This is a genomic window from Erwinia sp. OLFS4 (assembly GCF_002752165.1).
GTDB lineage: Bacteria > Pseudomonadota > Gammaproteobacteria > Enterobacterales > Enterobacteriaceae > Izhakiella.
In genome coordinates this window covers 1-17,905 of the sequence record NZ_MOMB01000073.1, presented here as the reverse complement: position 1 = coordinate 17,905, position 17,905 = coordinate 1, and the positions used below count along the sequence as shown (strand labels likewise).

The 17,905-nt window shown below is 45.9% G+C and carries 20 protein-coding genes; 13 read left to right on the top strand and 7 right to left on the bottom strand.

From position 1 onward, the window contains the following. The 10 genes from BL249_RS19070 to tilS all read left to right on the top strand — a co-directional run. Positions 1-251 (top strand): hypothetical protein (locus tag BL249_RS19070; protein ID WP_158234038.1); only part of this gene is annotated, 251 nt, incomplete at its 5' end. Between the two features lie 83 nt (positions 252-334). After that, positions 335-1,894, top strand: a complete 1,560-nt coding sequence (locus tag BL249_RS17850; protein WP_099706512.1) for a hypothetical protein — start codon at positions 335-337, stop codon at positions 1,892-1,894. 26 nt (positions 1,895-1,920) lie between these two features. After that, positions 1,921-3,333: a hypothetical protein gene (locus BL249_RS17845; protein ID WP_099706513.1), complete on the top strand. Its 1,413-nt coding sequence runs from the start codon at positions 1,921-1,923 to the stop codon at positions 3,331-3,333. A 17-nt stretch (positions 3,334-3,350) separates the two neighbouring features. Next, positions 3,351-3,521, top strand: a complete 171-nt coding sequence (locus BL249_RS19065; RefSeq protein ID WP_158233107.1) for a hypothetical protein — start codon at positions 3,351-3,353, stop codon at positions 3,519-3,521. Positions 3,522-3,873: 352 nt separating this feature from the next. Further along, the gene (locus tag BL249_RS17840; protein WP_099706514.1) at positions 3,874-4,467 is read left to right on the top strand and encodes a type 4 pilus major pilin; all 594 of its coding nucleotides are present in this window, start codon (positions 3,874-3,876) and stop codon (positions 4,465-4,467) included. 219 nt (positions 4,468-4,686) lie between these two features. Next, positions 4,687-5,268, top strand: coding sequence for a hypothetical protein (locus tag BL249_RS17835; RefSeq protein WP_143354798.1), 582 nt, complete (start codon positions 4,687-4,689; stop codon positions 5,266-5,268). Between the two features lie 168 nt (positions 5,269-5,436). Continuing rightward, entirely contained in the window at positions 5,437-6,078 is a 642-nt protein-coding gene (locus BL249_RS17830) for a hypothetical protein (RefSeq protein ID WP_099706516.1), read from the top strand. A 346-nt stretch (positions 6,079-6,424) separates the two neighbouring features. After that, positions 6,425-7,360, top strand: a complete 936-nt coding sequence (locus tag BL249_RS17825; RefSeq protein ID WP_099706517.1) for a LysR family transcriptional regulator — start codon at positions 6,425-6,427, stop codon at positions 7,358-7,360. Between the two features lie 253 nt (positions 7,361-7,613). Continuing rightward, positions 7,614-8,003, top strand: a complete 390-nt coding sequence (locus BL249_RS17820; protein WP_099706518.1) for a VOC family protein — start codon at positions 7,614-7,616, stop codon at positions 8,001-8,003. Positions 8,004-8,061: 58 nt separating this feature from the next. Further along, positions 8,062-9,393, top strand: a complete 1,332-nt coding sequence (gene tilS, locus BL249_RS17815) for a tRNA lysidine(34) synthetase TilS (RefSeq protein WP_099706519.1) — start codon at positions 8,062-8,064, stop codon at positions 9,391-9,393. Positions 9,394-9,503: 110 nt separating this feature from the next. Here the strand turns inward: tilS and rof are convergent, their stop codons facing one another. Beyond that, positions 9,504-9,764 (bottom strand): Rho-binding antiterminator, encoded by a 261-nt coding sequence (rof, locus tag BL249_RS17810; protein WP_099706520.1) that lies wholly within the window; start codon positions 9,762-9,764, stop codon positions 9,504-9,506. A 318-nt stretch (positions 9,765-10,082) separates the two neighbouring features. Here rof and BL249_RS17800 point away from each other — a divergent pair, with 318 nt between their 5' ends. Both BL249_RS17800 and arfB read left to right on the top strand, forming a co-directional pair. Beyond that, positions 10,083-10,637 carry a YaeQ family protein gene (locus tag BL249_RS17800; RefSeq protein WP_099706521.1) on the top strand — a complete coding sequence of 185 codons (555 nt, stop codon included), beginning with the start codon at positions 10,083-10,085 and terminating at the stop codon, positions 10,635-10,637. Next, positions 10,634-11,056 carry an alternative ribosome rescue aminoacyl-tRNA hydrolase ArfB gene (gene arfB, locus BL249_RS17795; RefSeq protein WP_099706522.1) on the top strand — a complete coding sequence of 141 codons (423 nt, stop codon included), beginning with the start codon at positions 10,634-10,636 and terminating at the stop codon, positions 11,054-11,056. The genes BL249_RS17800 and arfB overlap by 4 nt, the downstream gene beginning before the upstream one ends. A 59-nt stretch (positions 11,057-11,115) precedes the next feature. Here the strand turns inward: arfB and proS are convergent, their stop codons facing one another. From proS to metN, 6 genes are all read right to left on the bottom strand, one after another. Beyond that, positions 11,116-12,834 carry a proline--tRNA ligase gene (gene proS, locus BL249_RS17790; RefSeq protein ID WP_099706523.1) on the bottom strand — a complete coding sequence of 573 codons (1,719 nt, stop codon included), beginning with the start codon at positions 12,832-12,834 and terminating at the stop codon, positions 11,116-11,118. A gap of 108 nt (positions 12,835-12,942) precedes the next feature. Continuing rightward, entirely contained in the window at positions 12,943-13,650 is a 708-nt protein-coding gene (gene tsaA, locus BL249_RS17785; RefSeq protein WP_099706524.1) for a tRNA (N6-threonylcarbamoyladenosine(37)-N6)-methyltransferase TrmO, read from the bottom strand. A gap of 52 nt (positions 13,651-13,702) precedes the next feature. After that, positions 13,703-14,104: an Rcs stress response system protein RcsF gene (rcsF, locus tag BL249_RS17780; protein ID WP_099706525.1), complete on the bottom strand. Its 402-nt coding sequence runs from the start codon at positions 14,102-14,104 to the stop codon at positions 13,703-13,705. Positions 14,105-14,254: 150 nt separating this feature from the next. After that, complete coding sequence (locus tag BL249_RS17775) at positions 14,255-15,067, bottom strand: MetQ/NlpA family lipoprotein (RefSeq protein WP_099706526.1); 813 nt, start codon at positions 15,065-15,067, stop codon at positions 14,255-14,257. A 37-nt stretch (positions 15,068-15,104) separates the two neighbouring features. Next, positions 15,105-15,758: a methionine ABC transporter permease MetI gene (locus tag BL249_RS17770; protein WP_099706527.1), complete on the bottom strand. Its 654-nt coding sequence runs from the start codon at positions 15,756-15,758 to the stop codon at positions 15,105-15,107. Continuing rightward, positions 15,751-16,782 carry a methionine ABC transporter ATP-binding protein MetN gene (metN, locus tag BL249_RS17765; protein WP_099706528.1) on the bottom strand — a complete coding sequence of 344 codons (1,032 nt, stop codon included), beginning with the start codon at positions 16,780-16,782 and terminating at the stop codon, positions 15,751-15,753. The genes BL249_RS17770 and metN overlap by 8 nt, the downstream gene beginning before the upstream one ends. Before the next feature lie 191 nt (positions 16,783-16,973). Here metN and gmhB point away from each other — a divergent pair, with 191 nt between their 5' ends. After that, a complete protein-coding gene (gene gmhB, locus BL249_RS17760; RefSeq protein WP_099706529.1) occupies positions 16,974-17,534 on the top strand; it encodes a D-glycero-beta-D-manno-heptose 1,7-bisphosphate 7-phosphatase in 561 nt (186 codons plus the stop codon). Positions 17,535-17,905: the final 371 nt, after the last annotated feature.

The following is a 17,905-nucleotide window of genomic DNA, read 5'->3' as shown; positions in this document are numbered from 1 at the left end:
TTTATAATCACGGTTATGTTTATACATTTTACACCAGAGATAATAATCCTGATTTTATAAAATCAAATATCAATATAAATCAGATTGCTGCACAGCTTCGTAAAGATGTTAATCAAAGAACTTTCGTTATCACACCTGAAACTGATTTCTTTAAAAATAAAATGCCAGATGAGATTTGCAGCAGTTCATCTGGTACTTATTATATGAAGAACGGTTATGGTTTATTTTTGGTTAATTATGTTGGTCAATAGTTTTTGTGTGTGTCTTAAGTTTTACCTTTTATAAACTAATGATCAATTTCCTGTTGTAAATAAATAGATCAGGTAAAGATAAAATGATTAAGATGCATAATTTTAAATGCTTTATTTTAGGGTTTAATGCCAAAGTTAATAATCGAGGCGCGTCATTGCTGGAGGTTTCTTTTTTTATAGTTGCTATTACTGTACTTATGGTGTCTATGACCCGCTATGTGACTATAAAAAATTCATTTTTTACAAAAAATATTATTGCCAGGCAAATGAAGAAAATATCTAATGGTCTGGATAACTATATTGGTAGTCTTTCGGAATCTGATCGTGATGTATATCCTTATGAGGTTCCAATTCAGGAGTTGGCTGATAAAGATTTCATTTCAGCACAGTATGATTTATCTTCATTTCTTCCATCCCATGAATCCAGTTACATTATTAAACTTATTAACGATAATAAAAATGTGAGCAGATTGGCGGGTGTAACTTTTCTTTGTGATAAGAGTTTAAAGAGTGAAAAATATTCTATTTCTCATGCACTGGGTTTTAGCGGTGGGGTGTTAAGAAACTTTGGCAGTGATACATCAAAAGTCTTTGGGGCTGCAGGTGGCTGGGTACTTGATCCTGCTGAGTATAAAACCCTTTTCAGCAACAAGTTATTAGAAAATCCGGATAATTGTGTTTTTAATCTGACTGGCTATATGCCTGTAAATAATAAAAGTAATCAGATAGATAAACCTGTTCTGGCTGATGGTGATATCGTGGTAATGGGGATGTCAGATGGTCAACAGAAAGCAATTTTCGACAGTGCTTGGCAACCTCTTTTTAAAGATGACGCATTAGTTATCACTAACAATTCTCCTTTCAAAAGTCTGTACATGGAGATTGTTTCTGGTGCAGATGATAGCATCATGATGCAATCTTATCTTAATCAACATACTAATTATGTTTATATTACCAAGGCATTTATTGGTAATAGTATAAAAATAAATATCTATCCTCTTGATCCTGCTGGCAACAAAGGGAATGCTATCACTATTCCTCCAAATGATGGTTTGATTAATATAGAAAATTATTCTGATAGCATCTGGAATAAACTTGATTTTTATGTGCAAGCTAACCTTTATAATTCAGATATGAGTATTCCGAAAAAACCATTAAATGGTACTCGTAGTGATATAGGGCTGTGCGCTGATGACGCAAGTAAGGATAAAGAAAAAAATAAAACCGGCAGCAAGGATAAAGATAAAACCACAGACAAAGTTTCTGCTGGTTTTGATATCGAAGGGTTATTTTTTGATATGAAAACATCTCATTCCGGTGCAGGTTATCTTTCATCACATAATATTAAATTTAATCTTAATGATCATACTATTCTTGATTTGGTGATAAGTAATCCATCTCAATTATCTTCAGGGAAAATATTCTGGGGAACAAACGATATTCGTAATAGTCATTCGCCACTGATACCGGGTATGAACGTTAAGTATAATGGTTTCTATCTTCTTACAGACAGTTGTAAGAAAAAAGACTCTTTTGATCTTAAAGCCAGTATTTCCGTTGATGAGAAATTTTACTCTAATGTTCTTGCCCAAAAATGGACTGGGGATAAGCCATTATGGGATCTTACAACAGTTCATCCTTGATTATATCAATGTCTGGTGGTGTAGAGATGAAGTCTGCAATTCATAAGGGGTTGTCGCTTATTGAAGTTGGCGTTGCCTTAAGTCTTATCTGTGTTCTGGCGGTTCTTGGTTTAAATTATCACCCACTGCGTAATCATATTATTCATAATGAGAAAACGCTTCAAAATATTAACGTAATTTCCCATGCGCTAAATAATTATATCGATTTTAATCATGACTTACTGCGTGAGGAGATAACAGATAATAATAACTCTCCCCTGGTTGTTAATAATAATACGATCAGATTTTATATGACAAGTTTCATAAAAAATATCGATGACTCTATTTTTATGGATGATTATGGTAATTCTCTTTCTGCTTTAGTTGGTATTTCTGACGGAAATTTATATGGCATGCTGGTTGATAACGGGGATGTCTACCGAATCAAGCCTGGGTTTCTTAGTATGTTAAAAACTGAGATTGGGGCTTCTGCTGGTAGTTATAATAATCAAACTGGAATTATTTCGGGCGTTTCTGACAGTTGGTCTTTCCCTTTGGCAACCTGGAATAATAGTGCGACGGATGTTAAAAATGCACTTTTTTTTGATTTAATCGTTCCAGAGAAGGAAACCTCTGCCGCCTTGAGTAATTTTCATGGTGACATAATGACTGGTGGGAAGCTTCGACCGTTTATCTTTAATAAGTCGACGAAGGTTGTTAATTGGGACCCTGTGTATACTGATGATATTATTAAATTATTTTTCTCTCAGAGTAAGCAGATTGATTATGTAACCGTCTCGATAGGTGATGATCCTGCTTTGCAACAGAAAATTTATAATGGTTCTTTAGTCATTCATCCTGAAGCCGATTGGGTAAAAAAAGGGGTAACACTTAAATTGTCTTTTGTTGCTCACAGCAAATTCAGTGATATACCTGATCGTAGCTATGAATTTTATTTTAAAGTTGATAAAAAGAATCTTGATGATTACTTCCATTCAGTATTTAAGTCTGTTGATTTTAAAATAAACACTCATATTTTATCTCCTGTGACTCCGGAAGGCTATAAAGCTTCTCAATGTCTGAGTCCGCGAGACATTGTCGCTGCCCGGGTTTCGGCGGTGGTGTTTAACACAAAGGATAATGTTTCTGCAGGTAACTTGTTAGTGCCACTGGAATTTTCTTTATTGTATCAACCGCCTTCTGTTTCAAAATTACCACAAGGCAAGTTTTTTTCCTGGCGTGCAATTACATCGGCCGATAATTATAGTTTTTATGGTAATGATGATGACCCTGGCAATGCTATTGATATATCGGCTTCTTCTTGTGGTCTCACTTCAGATATGAATACATATGTTACTCTTCAGGCCAGATCTATTTTGACTAATGATTTCATGACGGTTAGCAATATTACACTTAACTGGCCTGATGCAGATGGCAATGTACGGGATATTTCCTGGTGATGTTAACAGGGTTATTTATGAATGTATATAAATGCGGTAATGCTTTTTTTGTTTACTGGAGTGCGTTTGCCATCGGTGGCGTTTTTAGTACTTTTTTATCCGTTGTCGGTTGGCTTTGCTTTATGATTTATTCGCCAGCGCATGGCGTAAAATTAATGGGTTTTTTGCTCACCATTTGTGGTGGATGATTACTTTTATCTTCAGAGGTATGCTGTGAGAAATAATATCTCTTTATTTACTCTTGGTGTCGGTGGCTTTTTTATCGGCTTTGTCATTTTATTCTTTTTAATGTCTTTTGTGATTGCAAAATTAACCTTTCTTTATCCATCATGGCTAATGCAGTCTGAATTTTTTTTATTGAATATGTTTCATGGCTTGTGATTTTAATATGGAATTATTTTTTCGGAAGGAGGTTAAACAAAAATAAATTCATGGTTTCGGTGTTGACGTTTTAAACAGTTTATAATTAATGTGTTTTGCTGTAAGTGTTAATTGTTAACTTTCTAGTCGTGTGTTTTTTAAATATATAATGGTGTCGTAATGAAAAATATTCTTCGTTCTCCTTTTAAAACCTATCATAAAGTTAATAACCGTCTGCAAAAAGGTTTGTCATTAATTGAGTCTGCGATGGTGCTTGCTTTATCTGCTGTGGTGATTGCTGGTGTGGTTGCTTATTATCAGTCAGCGAGTAGTAATGAAAAATCTGAGCAGACTATTGCCATGCTTACCAGCGTAATCTCTGGAGTGCATAGTCTTTATTCATCACAGAGCGATTATGCCTCTATTGATACTAGCACTATTGCTAAGTCTGGTATGATCCCGGCACAATTTGTCAGCGAAAAAGATAACGTTGCTACTATTACCGATCCTGGTGGTCATCCGGTTATTATTGGACCCGGTACAATTAATAAACCTGATGATAAGCAATACTGGAATATTCAATTTACAGTTGCTCACGATCTCTGTCCGGCACTGGCGCGATTAAATCTCGGTGATAGCCTGGTTAATATGTATATTGGGGATAAAAATACAGCACATGGCAGTAAATTAACTGTTTCAGATGCGGTTCAGCTTTGCTCGGCTGCTGCACATGATGACAATGGTTTTATCGATTTGTATTGGGTTTTGCGTTAATATCAACTAGTTCTTTTACTACAACAACAATACATTTACTTATCGATAAGTTTTTTTGGCCAGATTTAAGATAAGGACTGGCTGTTTTTTCAAAGCAGTGACTTCACTTTTATTGAACCATCTATTGGCCCGTTTATTGGTCCGTTTAAATTTATTTTATTCTTAGGTCCTGCTTTGATTTTTTATAACTCTATTGAGTAAACTTTGAGGAATACAGCGGTGACAAGACAATCCAATTCCCGGTGCATTCAGCGTCAATGTTTTTATCAGAATGGGTTATCTCTTCTTGAGTCGGCGTTAGTACTTATCTTGTCAGCTATTTTAATAGCAAGTGTCATATTATATTATCAGTATGCATCACGCAGTCGTGATGCTGAGCAAACAATAATGATGCTGGAAAGTATTGTTGCCGATGTTAATATATTATATTTATCAGGTGCTGATCATCATGATATTTCTGATAATGTTATTATTAACTCAGGCATACTACCTCAGAATTTTGTTCGTGATAATAAAATAGTTTCTCCTGCAGGGATGGTTTTTCATCTTTCTTCCGGTTCTGTTTCTGATCCATTAAATAAACAATGCTGGCGTATTTCATTTGTTTCATCTGCTGAATTATGTCCCACGCTGGTTAATATACACAGAAGTAGCAACCTTATTCAGGTTTATCTTGGGGGGCAACATAAGTTACTCAATAATTACTCGACGATTAATCAGATAGTGGATGCCTGCCAGCATGAAAAGTACACAGGCTCTGATGGCAGTCAGTTTGTTGAAATGATTTGGGAAATACACTGACTTATTATTATAAAATCTAAAATCAATGACTTTGATAACGGCATTTTGGTTATCTTTACTGGCGAGATGTATATTAAATTGTTTTATATTTTTTGCGTTATGGAGGTGCGAATTTAATAATTAATGTTTTTCCGATAACTCATTAAATAATTTTTTGGAGATTGAATAATGGTTTTAACGAATGTTGTAGATGAAAGTACCGTGGTGCGCGCTCCTTCACTGATAAAGAAGTTTCGTAAAGGGCTATCCTTGATTGAGTCGGCAATGGTACTGGCTCTGTCGGCGGTGGTGATTGCTGGTGTGGTAGCTTATTATCAATCCGCCAGCACCAATGAAAAGGCTGAACAAACAACCGCAATGGTTGTCAGTTTGATTTCTGCTGTTCACAGTCTTTATGCATCGCAAACTAATTATGATGGTATGAACGAAGATACCATTGCAAAATCTGGTATGCTGCCAGCGCAATATGTTGCCCCTAATCCCACAGACCCTAAGAAAATGATTATTGTTACACCTAATGGTGATCAGGTCTGGTCACTTCCTGGTGCGCAGGGATCTGGGGATGAAAAGAAACCAGGGCAAACTGTCTGGCAGCTGACCTATACTATTCCTTATGACCTATGTCCGGCATTAGCCCGTCTTAATCTTGGTGATAGCTTTGTTAATCTGGGTATTGTTGAAGCTAATTCTGGGGGTGATCCTGATCATTTTTATACTAAGGCGTTGTCAGTTAGTGAGGCTGTTTCCGCTTGTTCTAAAGCGGCCGGCGGCGACAAAGGGAAAGTAAAACTTAAGTATACTTTACGCTAACGTGCTGGTTTTTATTATTAAATTTCTATATTCCAGCTAACACACTTTTGAAGTGGCAGTCGTTTTTTTAACGTGGCTATATTTGTACTGCCACTTCTTTTATTTATACTTTTTCTTGTGTTATTTGTCGTGTTACTGTCGAGCGCCATGTTAAATTCACCTGGCGTGATTGGTTTTTGAACGTTTTTGTAATCATGGTAATTATATTATCTTGTGGTAATAGCCTGGGTGTGTTTGTTTTATATTTATTAATTTCGCGGTATTGTTAAACTTCTTTGCGGTTTTTTCAATGGCCGTATTTTCAGGAATAATTATCGTGTGCTTTATTGTCATGCTTTGAGGGATTATGCATAGTAGTAATAATCGTGGTATGCGAGACTGGATGATATTTATTTTGGTTGCTGAAACAGGCAGTTTATCTCGCGCAGCGAAAGCGCTGGGCGTCAGTGTTGCCGCTGTGAGTAAGTCTGTTTCCCGCCTTGAAAATTTTGTCTCTGCCTCCCTGATCCGACGCGATTCGCGTAAACTGGAGCTAACCTGTGCCGGACAAACGGCTTACTGGAGGGCAAAAGATATTACCGCAGCTTTTAATGCGTTATTATCCGATCTACGTAATCCCGGCTGTGATATTAGCGGCCAGATTCGACTTTCCGCACCGGCATTAATGTGTGAGTTTTTGGCAAATTATTGGGTAATCGATTACGCAAAAATGCACCCGGAGACTAAAGTCATTCTTAGTTCGCGCGAGGGCAGCGAATTTGATCGTAATTCACCAGAATTTGACGATCTGGTGTTTAAAAGCGGTTTTATTGATAGCGAAGAACTGATACATCGAAGACTAAACCCGGTAAAACTTTTATTGTGTGCCAGCCCGGATTACCTGCGTAATCATAAAGAAATTACCCATCCGGCTGAACTTAAAGCGCACCTGCTTCTGGGGATTATTCATCCATGGCTAAGTCAGGCGGCAATATTAACCAATGACAGTGAGTCTTTTACACTGACGATGAATCATCATTCCGGCTTACTCTCTAATAGCGTTTTTGCCTTGCTTAATCTTTTGCTCAACGGTGAAGGCGGAGTCATGATTCTTCCAGCCTGGCTGGCAAAAAACTATGTGCAAGCGGGCCAGCTTGAAGTTGTACTGCCGCAATGGAAAATACCTGATATGCCGGTTTATCTGGTCTGGCGGCATCGTAAATTTTATTCTCCTCTTTTCAGAGATTTTGCCAGAATCATTGAGGAACGCTGGAATCAGACCGATCAGGAGTTGCCTGTCTGAGTGGTCTGCTGTGCGTTATCTTTTGTTGAGCGGCCGCGTTAGCACGTGGCCGTCCCCGCTTCCCTTCTGTTTTGCTGATGGCTTCTGCTCGCCGGTTTGCTGTCTGTTTCCCCGCTGTTTGTCGCATCGTCCTCTGCATAGTAGACATTGTTGTTGTGCTTATGGTAAGACTCGCTTTTTTTTATTCAATTTCACCGTGTTTTTTACTTTTTCCCGCTGGTCGTTACTATGGTGCAGCCAGGGGGAAAATATCATGCTTAAACTTAATCAGATTCATCATATTGCTATCATTGCCAGTGACTATGGGCGCAGCAAAGCCTTTTACTGCGCTATTCTCGGATTTACCCTTATCGGGGAAGTCTATCGGGAAAGCCGCGACTCATGGAAAGGGGACCTGGCACTTAACGGTCAGTATCAGATTGAGCTTTTTTCATTTCCTGGTGCACCTGCGCGTACCAGCCACCCGGAGGCGCTGGGTTTACGGCACCTGGCGTTTAGCGTTGATGACCTGTCGTCAGCGGTTGCCCATCTGGCCGCCTGTGGCGTGTATTGTGAACCGCTACGGATTGATGCGCAAACGGGTAAAGCCTTTACTTTTTTTCGTGACCCCGACGGTTTGCCGCTGGAATTCTATCAGGCGTAAAATAGCCGCGTTTTACATTGTGGTAATTCGGGCGTCACGCTTGCAATAAGGGCCAGGTATGTCAGCACTCACTTCACTCGCCAATGCGATTCACGGCTATCATCATCTGCTGCTGGCTTTTAGCGGCGGGCTGGATTCAACGGTGTTATTACATCGTCTGGTTATGTTGCGTGAACAACAGCCGGAACTGCAGTTACGTGCGGTGCATATTCATCACGGTCTGAGTCGTCATGCCGATCAGTGGGCCGGACATTGCCAGCTGATTTGCCAGCAATGGCAGGTGGATTGCGAGGTGATTCGTGTGAAGCTTGATGCTGCCAGCGAGCAGGGTATAGAAGGGGCGGCACGGCTGGCTCGTTATCATGCTTTACGTCAGTTACAGCAGCCTGATGAACTGTTACTGACCGCACAGCATCTTAATGATCAGTGTGAGACTTTTTTGCTGGCATTAAAACGCGGCAGTGGACCGGCGGGTCTCGCTGCAATGCCAGCTTTTCGCTGCCAGCAGCAGCATGCGCATGCCCGCCCGCTATTACAGGAAACCCGCAGTGAGCTGGCTCGCTGGGCGCAGGATTATCAGCTGAGCTGGATTGAAGATGAGAGTAATCAGGATTGTCGCTACGACCGTAATTTTTTGCGCCGGCAGATTATCCCTCAACTGGAAGTTCGCTGGCCGCATTTTTCCGCTATGGCTGCACGTTCGGCTGCGTTATGCGCTGAGCAGGAGGCGTTGCTTGACGAACTACTGGCCCCTCAGCTGGCTGTTTGTATACAGCCTGACGGCAGTTTCGATACCGGGCCTTTACATGCAATGAGCCCGCTTCAGCGCTATGCGCTGCTGCGTCGCTGGATTGCTGCTCAGCAAGGTGAGATGCCGTCACGGGAAGGGTTGCAACGGTTGTGGCAGGAAGTGGTAATAAGCCGTGAGGACGCCATGCCGGTTTTACGCTGGGGTAACCAGCTGGTCAGACGCTACCGTCAGCGTTTGTGGCTGCTTTCTGCGGCAGAACTGGCCCGTCCGCAAAGGGTAGAGTGGCTGCCACCCTACGCCACCTTAGCGTTACCTGCTGGGCTGGGCAGATTACAGCTTGTCTCGCAGGACGGCTGGCAATGTCGTGCACCGCGTCCGGATGAGCGGGTCAGCGTGCGCTTCCAGGCACAAGGTGCATTCTATGTTGTGGGGCGTAGCGGCAGCCGCAGCCTGAAAAAATTGTGGCAGGAATATGGCATACCGCCCTGGCTGCGAACACGCACGCCATTGATATTTTTTAACGAAACGCTGATTGCCGCGCTGGGAGTTTTTATTACCCGGGACGGGCAGGCTGGAGATGAAAATAAGCCATGCTGGTATATCCGGTGGCTGGATAACCACGCCGGGACGACTGAGTGATGAATAATACCTGCTGAGCTGGTCGCTTATTATGCTGGCCTGATGCGGTAACCGGAGAGAAGCTCTGCCAGGGAGGAAAGGGCGACTCAACGAGTCGCCCTAAGATGTTGTTAATCCTCGTCGCTGACCATCACGGTACCCAGTTCCGGGTGGCTAAAGCTGGCAATATGGTCCAGACGTAATTCGCGTATTTCGCCGGCGAGGTCGACCGCCAGATATTCCACTTTTTTACGTGACACCATATCGACGGCTTTTGCTTTCAGCTGTTCACCGTTTTTCAGCGCCAGCGTCAGGGTCCAGCTCTTCTGACAGGCAAGTTCGAGATGATCGTAATCATCACAATTGATGGGTTTATATTCTGTCGTCAACATAATCGCTCACCAATAAGTTTTAGCAGCACAAGCTGCCCGTTCCCTGATGGAAAAGTGTAGCTCACTATTTGCGGCGATTGTGCCAGGCGCGCTAAGCGGATGTTCCGGCCTCGCCGGCTTATTGCCCGTTGCGTTACTGGTGACTTCGCTGCCGGTGCGACGAATTAACTGATAATCGTATTGCATTGCACCCCCTTGCTGCATTTTTTATGGTGCTCCGGCGACTATAACACAGGGTTTAGCGTGAAATCAGCCAGCATGCTGTCAATTTGATATATGATGCCGCGTCATCCTGTCTGATTTTAGCTAAGGAATTATATGGCGCTGAAAGCCACAATTTATAAAGCCCAGGTCAACGTTGCGGATATGGACCGTCAGTTTTTCCTGGATGCGGCGCTGACCCTGGCCCGCCATCCTTCTGAAACGCAAGAGAGGATGATGCTGCGTTTGCTGGCGTGGATTTGCCATGCTGATGCGCGTCTGCAATTTACCCGTGGTCTGTGTGCGGACGATGAACCGGAATTGTGGTTACTGGATGACAGTCAGCAGATTACGTGCTGGATAGCGCTGGGGCTGCCTGACGAAAAGAGAATGAAGAAGGCCTGCGCCCGGGCCGAACGTGTTTATCTGTATGCTTACGGTGCCCGGGCGGCGTCAGTCTGGTGGTCGCAGCAACGTGACAAGTTGTCGCGGCTGGCGAATCTGCATGTCCGCTACATTGACGACCAGCAGCTGGCGACGCTGGCTGGCTTTGCCGCCCGGACCATGTCGCTGCAGGCCACGCTTCAGGAAGGGATTATCTGGCTTTCTGACGCCGGGCACCATGCTGAAATAGCGCTGGCAGAATGGTTGCCGCAAGAGGTATCAGTATGATTGTGTTGTCACGCAACGCGGTAATCCGGCGTGATGAAATTGAAATAACGGCAATTCGTGCACAGGGTGCCGGCGGTCAGCACGTTAATAAAAATGCCACTGCCGTTCATCTGCGTTTTGATATCCGCACTTCTACGTTGCCGGAATTTTATAAAACGCGTTTACTTAATGCCAGTCATCATCTGATTTCCCAGGATGGCATCATCATTATCAAGGCTCAGCAGCACCGTAGCCAGGAGCTGAACCGCCAGGACGCGCTGCAGCGTCTGGAGAGCCTGATTCGCGAATTAACCAAAGCAGAAAAAACCCGACGCGCCACGCGACCGACACGCGCGGCAAAACAGCGCCGGCTGGCGGGCAAATCACATAAATCACAGACCAAATCTTTGCGTGCGCGGGTACGCAATCTGACACAATAAGGCAAAAAAATCCCCCCGAGGGGGCGGAGGGATCGCGTGATGACTGACCTGCCGGCGGTTTAGCCTTTAATCGCTTTTACCAGAAAATCCACAATGTCATTGCTGGCGATCATGTGCTTTTCTCCTTCATGACGGTGTTTATATTCCACTTCATCGTTATCAAGATTGCGATCGCCAATCACCACCATATGCGGGATGCCAATCAGTTCCATGTCGGCAAACATAACACCCGGGCGCTCTTTACGATCGTCAAGAATAACGTCAATACCCAGTGCCTGAAGCTGGCTATACAATGCCTCTGCTGCTTCTTTTACCCGGAAGGATTTATGCATGTTCATCGGCAGAATTGCGACGTTGAAAGGGGCCAGCGCGTCGCTCCAGATAATCCCGCGTTCATCGTGGTTCTGCTCAATTGCGGCAGCAACCACCCGGCTGATGCCGATGCCATAACAACCCATTTTCATGACCTGATTGCGGCCATCTTCACCTTGTACGCAGGCATTCAGCGCGTCGGAATATTTGGTGCCGAGCTGGAAAATATGGCCGACTTCAATGCCGCGTTTGATTAGCAGCGTCCCCTGGCCGTCGGGACTGGCATCGCCTTCAACTACGCTCCGGATATCAGCAACCGGCGGTAGCAGCAGGTCGCGCTGCCAGTTAATGCCGACGTAATGTTTACCGTCTATGTTGGCCCCGGCGCTGAAATCGCTCATGACGGCAACCGCGCGATCTGCTATGACTGGCAGCGTTAAGCCCAGCGGGCCCAGTGACCCCGGACCGGCATTGACCTGTGCACGGATTTCTGCTTCGCTGGCGAAGGTCAGCGGCGTTGCCACAATCTCAATTTTTTCCGCTTTCACTTCATTAAGTTCATGGTCACCGCGCAGTAGCAGCGCAACCAGCGTATGGCCGCTTTCCGGCGTGGCTTTGACTATCAGCGTCTTAACGGTTTTTTCAATAGGCAGATTAAACCGGCTGACCAGATCGGCAATGGTTTTGGTCTCCGGCGTGTCAATCTGGCTCAGCGGCTGTGATGCTGCGGCGCGTTCGCCCTGTGGGGCGACGGCTTCAGCCAGTTCAATATTTGCCGCGTAGTCTGAGCCGGTTGAAAAGACGATGGCGTCTTCACCGCTTTCGGCCAGCACCTGGAACTCGTGGGAGGCGCTACCGCCGATCGACCCGGTGTCGGCCTGTACTGCGCGAAAATCAAGCCCCATACGGCTGAAACTCTGACTGTAGGCGCGGTACATCAGATCATAGGTTTCCTGAAGCGAAGCCTGGCTGGTATGAAAGGAATACGCATCTTTCATAATAAATTCACGGGAGCGCATGACGCCAAAACGCGGCCGCACTTCGTCGCGGAATTTTGTCTGGATTTGAAACAGGTTAAGCGGCAGCTGCTTGTAAGAGCTCAGCTCGTTTCTGATCAGATCGGTAATCACTTCTTCATGGGTCGGACCTAATACAAACGGACGGTCACCGCGATCAACGAAGCGCAGTAGCTCAGGGCCATATTGTTCCCAGCGACCGCTTTCCTGCCACAGATCGGCCGGCTGAACTACCGGCATAGAGATTTCGATAGCACCTGCCCTGGTCATCTCTTCACGTACGATATTTTCAACTTTTTTCAGTACACGCAGACCGGTTGGTAACCAGGTATACAGGCCGGAAGCGAGTTTACGGATCATACCAGCACGCAGCATCAGCTGATGGCTGATGACTTCGGCATCGGCAGGGGTCTCCTTCAACGTGGAGAGCAGATATTGAGTAGTACGCATGGGCTATGGTTCCAGTTATGCGGCAAATATCGACGTTAGACAATCGAAAAAAGAGTGGCGGCTAGTTTAGCAGCCCGCGCAGTCTGCCAAAAGAGTGCGGGAGATAAATTAGCGCCGATCGACGGCAATAACTTCTGTTCCAGAGGCGGTAATACGCCAGCGAACGTTAAAGTCGAGTAGCCAGGCGGCATATTCCCGTCCGGCTTCGGCACCTTTACGGTAAGCCGGACGCGGGTCCTGCGCCAGAACGTCGGTAATAAAACGCGCAAGGTGCGGATAGCGCTGCTGCTGGCTAGCTATCTGCGCCATAGCCTGCGCGGAAAAGTGCACTGGCATGGTGGCAGCGGGTGCCTGCTGGGCAAAGCCTGCCTGCGCCTCCGGCAAGGCCTCAGCAAAGGGTAAATAAGGTTTTATGTCGACGATCGGGGTGCCATCGACCAGATCGAGACTGCCGAGCTGTAATTGGACTTTGCCGCCGGCGATTTCAATGTGATGGAGCGCGACCAGTGACATGCCGATTGGGTTGGGACGGAATGTTGAGCGTGTGGCGAATACCCCGAGCCGTGTGTTGCCACCAAGACGGGGGGGACGGACCGTTGGCCGCCAGCCTGATGCCTGGGTCTGATGAAAAATAAACAGCAGCCAGATATGGCTGAATGCATCAAGTCCGCGAACCGCTTCCGGTTGATTATAGGGCGGCAGTAACTCAAGCGTCCCGCCACCGTCTCTGATGAGACCAGGCTGACGCGGGACGGCAAATTTTTCTTTCCACGGAGAATGAATGACGCCGATGGGCTGTAATGAAAAAGCCGTCATCGCCCGGCCTGAACCGGGCAGTCAGCAGGACTGGCGCGATGTTTTATCAGTCTCATCGGGTGGTTTTGAGCGCTGACCCCTGACATACCGCCTGGCGGTAACATCCTGAGGTGGTGGTGATGACTTCACACTTATGTAATAGCACCGCGTTGGCTTTCAGGGCCGAGGCGCGTATTTGCATGCGTTTACGGGCGGTGTTGATATTAGCCGGTGAGTCCTGATTGCTACTCTGGCAATCTTCACCGGTAACCTCACCCAGATCGCGAAAAGGTTTACTGACCAGCTGCGCGGCATCGGTATAAATCGTGACCTGCTGTGGGCGCGGAGCCGGTTTGTTATGTACCTGGCTGTCCGGCCGTGAAAACAGCGGTCGGTTCTTCTCCGGTGCCGGGGAGTTGTGCAGTGAACACCCCGTCAGCATTAGCGCTAACAGACAGAGTGGCAATGCGCGCATGGGAACATCCTCATGTTCGAAAAAGTTGCGTTATTGAAGCAAGCAATCAGAAAAATAACAAGGCAGCAGCACAAAATAACAGAGCGGACCTGGTCCGCTCTGTTTTGACTGACGACTGTGGTTGCGCAGAATTGAGCGCGGATAATCCTATTACCAGCCTTTCACCGCGCCGCCGTTAAATACTTTGTTGGCGGCGTCATTCACTTCGTCTGACTGATAAGCCTGAACAAACTTTTTGACGTTCTCAGCATCTTTATTGTCCTCACGCGCGACAATCAGGTTTACATAAGGTGAATCTTTATCTTCGACAAACAGACCATCTTTGGTTGGGGTCAGACCAATCTGGTTGGCATAAGTAGTGTTAATCACCGCCAGCGCAATTTGCTGATCGTCAAGTGAACGGGGAAGCTGAGGGGCTTCCAGCTCAACCAGTTTGATATGCTTGGGATTTTCAACCACGTCCAACGAAGTCGGCAGCAGGCCCACACCGTCTTTGAGTTTGATCAGATTCACTTTCTGCAACAGCAACAGGGAACGACCCAGATTGGTGGGATCGTTAGGGATTGCTACCTGCGCACCATCCTGTAATTCGTTGAGTGATTTTATTTTTTTCGAATAGCCTGCGATAGGATAAACGAACGTGTTGCCGACCGGCACCAGTTTGTAACCACGATCTTTGATTTGCTGATCGAGGTAGGGTTTATGCTGAAAAGCGTTCACGTCAATATCGCCTTTGCTCAGCGCTTCATTCGGCAGAACATAATCATTAAAGCTTACCAGTTCAACGTCGAGACCATATTTCTCTTTGGCGACTTTTTGTGCAACCTCAGCGACCTGCTGTTCAGCACCGGCAATGACGCCCACTTTAATGTGATTAGGATCTTTCTCTTTTTGGCCACAGCCCGCGAGTGCTAACGCTGCAATTAATGCACCCAGAGCGGCCACTTTTTTGAATTCAGACATATCCCTTCCTCAATAATTGACTGTGTTGTGTTTCGCGTTACTTGTGAGTGACCGTGCGAACAATACGATCGCCACAAAATTGAATTAACCAGACCAGGATAATCAGCAGTATTAATACTGTGTTCATTACCGGTGGATTATAAGTATTGTAGCCATACTGAATACCAATTTGTCCAAGTCCCCCTGCGCCGACCGCTCCCCCCATAGCAGAATAGCCGACCAGAGTAATTAATGTGATGGTGGCTGCGTTAATCAGGCCGGGCAGCGCTTCTGGCAATAAAACTTTGCGGATAATTTGTAATGGCGTGGCACCCATAGCGCGCGAAGCTTCAATCAGGCCGGTCGGTAATTCAAGCAGGGTATTTTCTACCATCCGGGCGATAAAAGGGGCAGCTCCTATAGTCAGCGGAACGATGACAGCCTGCAGGCCAATTGAGGTTCCGACCACCAGTCGGGTGAAAGGAATCATCCACACTAACAGAATGATGAAGGGAATCGAACGAAACACATTGACGATGATTGATGTGATGCGGTTCAATCTGGCGTTTTCCATGATTTGTCCCGCACGGGTGACATACAGCATGACACCGAAAGGCAGGCCAATAACAAAACCAAGAAAACCGGAAACAAAGGTCATCGTTAACGTTTCACCCAGTCCTCTTAGCAAAATCCAAATCATTCCCTCAGACATAACCCAGAACCTCAACTTTCACATGGTGCTCCTGCAGAAAAGCGATTGCGGCGGTAACGGCGCTTTCTTCTCCATCGATTTCAGCCAGCATAATGCCGAATTTGACGCCGCCGGCATAATCCATCTGCGCGCTGATAATATTGTTATTCACATTAAAACGGCGTGCAGCGAGGGAAAGCAGGGGGGCATCAACGGACTGCCCGGTGAATTCCAGCTGTAAAAGTGGTATGGCATCCGGGCCTTTTTCTGCCTGCATACGCTGGCGGTAATCTTCCGGAATATCAAGATGCAGGGTGGAGCGGATAAATTGCTGCGCCAGCGGTGTTTTCGGATGGGAAAAGACTTCACTGACGCTATCTTGCTCAATCAACTGACCGTTGCTGATAACAGCGACCCGATCGCAGATACGTTTCACGACGTCCATTTCATGGGTTATCAGTAGAATCGTCAGTCCGAGACGACGATTAATATCTTTCAGCAGTTCGAGGATTGCGCGGGTTGTTGCCGGATCCAGCGCGCTGGTGGCTTCATCACACAGCAGTACTTTAGGATCGCTGGCCAGCGCGCGGGCGATAGCAACACGCTGTTTCTGGCCACCAGAAAGATTGGCGGGCCAGACGTCTTTTTTATCCGCCAGTCCAACCAGTTCCAGCAGCTCGCTGACGCGTTTTGTGATTTCTGCGCGCGGGGTGTTATCCAGCTCAAGAGGCAGGGCGACGTTACCGAAAACGGTGCGTGAATTCAGTAAGTTGAAGTGCTGAAAGATCATGCCAATCTGGCGACGAGCCTGAATAAGCTGGTTTTCTGACAGATGCGTCAGCTCTATGCCATCGACGGTGACGCTCCCAGACGTCGGCCGTTCCAGCAGGTTAACGCAGCGGATCAGGGTGCTTTTTCCGGCGCCGGAAGCACCGATAACACCGTAAATTTGTCCAGCAGGGACATGCAGACTGACGCCGCTGAGTGCGGTTATCTGCCGGGTTCCCTGATGAAAGACTTTAGTAATATTTGATAGTTTAATCATTAGGTTATGTGTGCAATCTGAAAATGCATTCCGTCATGTTTGGTGGTATCATCGGATGATAAAATAACATCGTAGTTTGGATGGTAAGGTATCCAGACGTCTAAATCAATCAAAGTTAATCAAACTGGCATTCTTACTTTCTATGTCATCATGCAATACTTTATATCCTCTTTTGTAGCAGGAGTTTCTACGTGGCTGATTGTCTACCGGCAATATTTCTTGATCGTGATGGCACGCTTAATGTCGATCACGGATATGTCTGCGAAATAGACAACTTTGAGTTTATTGAGGGGGCTATTGATGCGTTACGTGAACTCAAAAAAATGGGCTATTTACTGGTGCTGGTGACCAATCAGTCTGGCATTGCGCGTGGCATGTTCAGTGAAGACGACTTCAGGCAGCTGACGGAATGGATGGACTGGTCTCTGGCGGATCGGGATGTGGATCTTGACGGTATTTATTATTGCCCGCATCACCCGGATGGCACTATCGAGGCATTTCGTCAGGCGTGTCATTGTCGTAAGCCGCAGCCTGGCATGTTGCTTGACGCACAGAAATTTCTCAACATTGATATGGCGCGTTCGTTTATGGTGGGCGATAAACGGGAAGATATGCAGGCCGGTGCTGCCGCCGGCGTCGGGACAAAAGTGCTGGTGCGTACGGGCAAACCGGTCACCGCCGAATCACAAGCAGCCGCCGACTGGGTCATTGACAGTATTGCCAGCCTGCCTGCTCGCATCCGACAGGGATAAATATGCGGCATTTGCTGGATTTTTCAGCGGTCAGCATAGCAAGTTTAACTTTCTGCTTGCGCTATAACGATTCCTCTCTATAATGCGCCTCCACTGACACGGCATAGCGGCAACGCGGACCGGGTTGGCAGGAAGATAAAACGATTTATTTTCCGCTGAAGAAGAAGGAAAAAATCCTTGACTCTTCAGAGGGGTGACGTAATATACGCCACCTCGCGACAGCAGGCGTAATGCCGGTCGCAGCGCTCTTTAACAATTTATCAGACAATCTGTGTGGGCACTCGCAGGATTGATATGGCAAAACTATTTGTAGTATCAAGTCTTGAAGAGTGAACGCGTAAATTCATTACGTAACCGTCGGGTTTAAATAC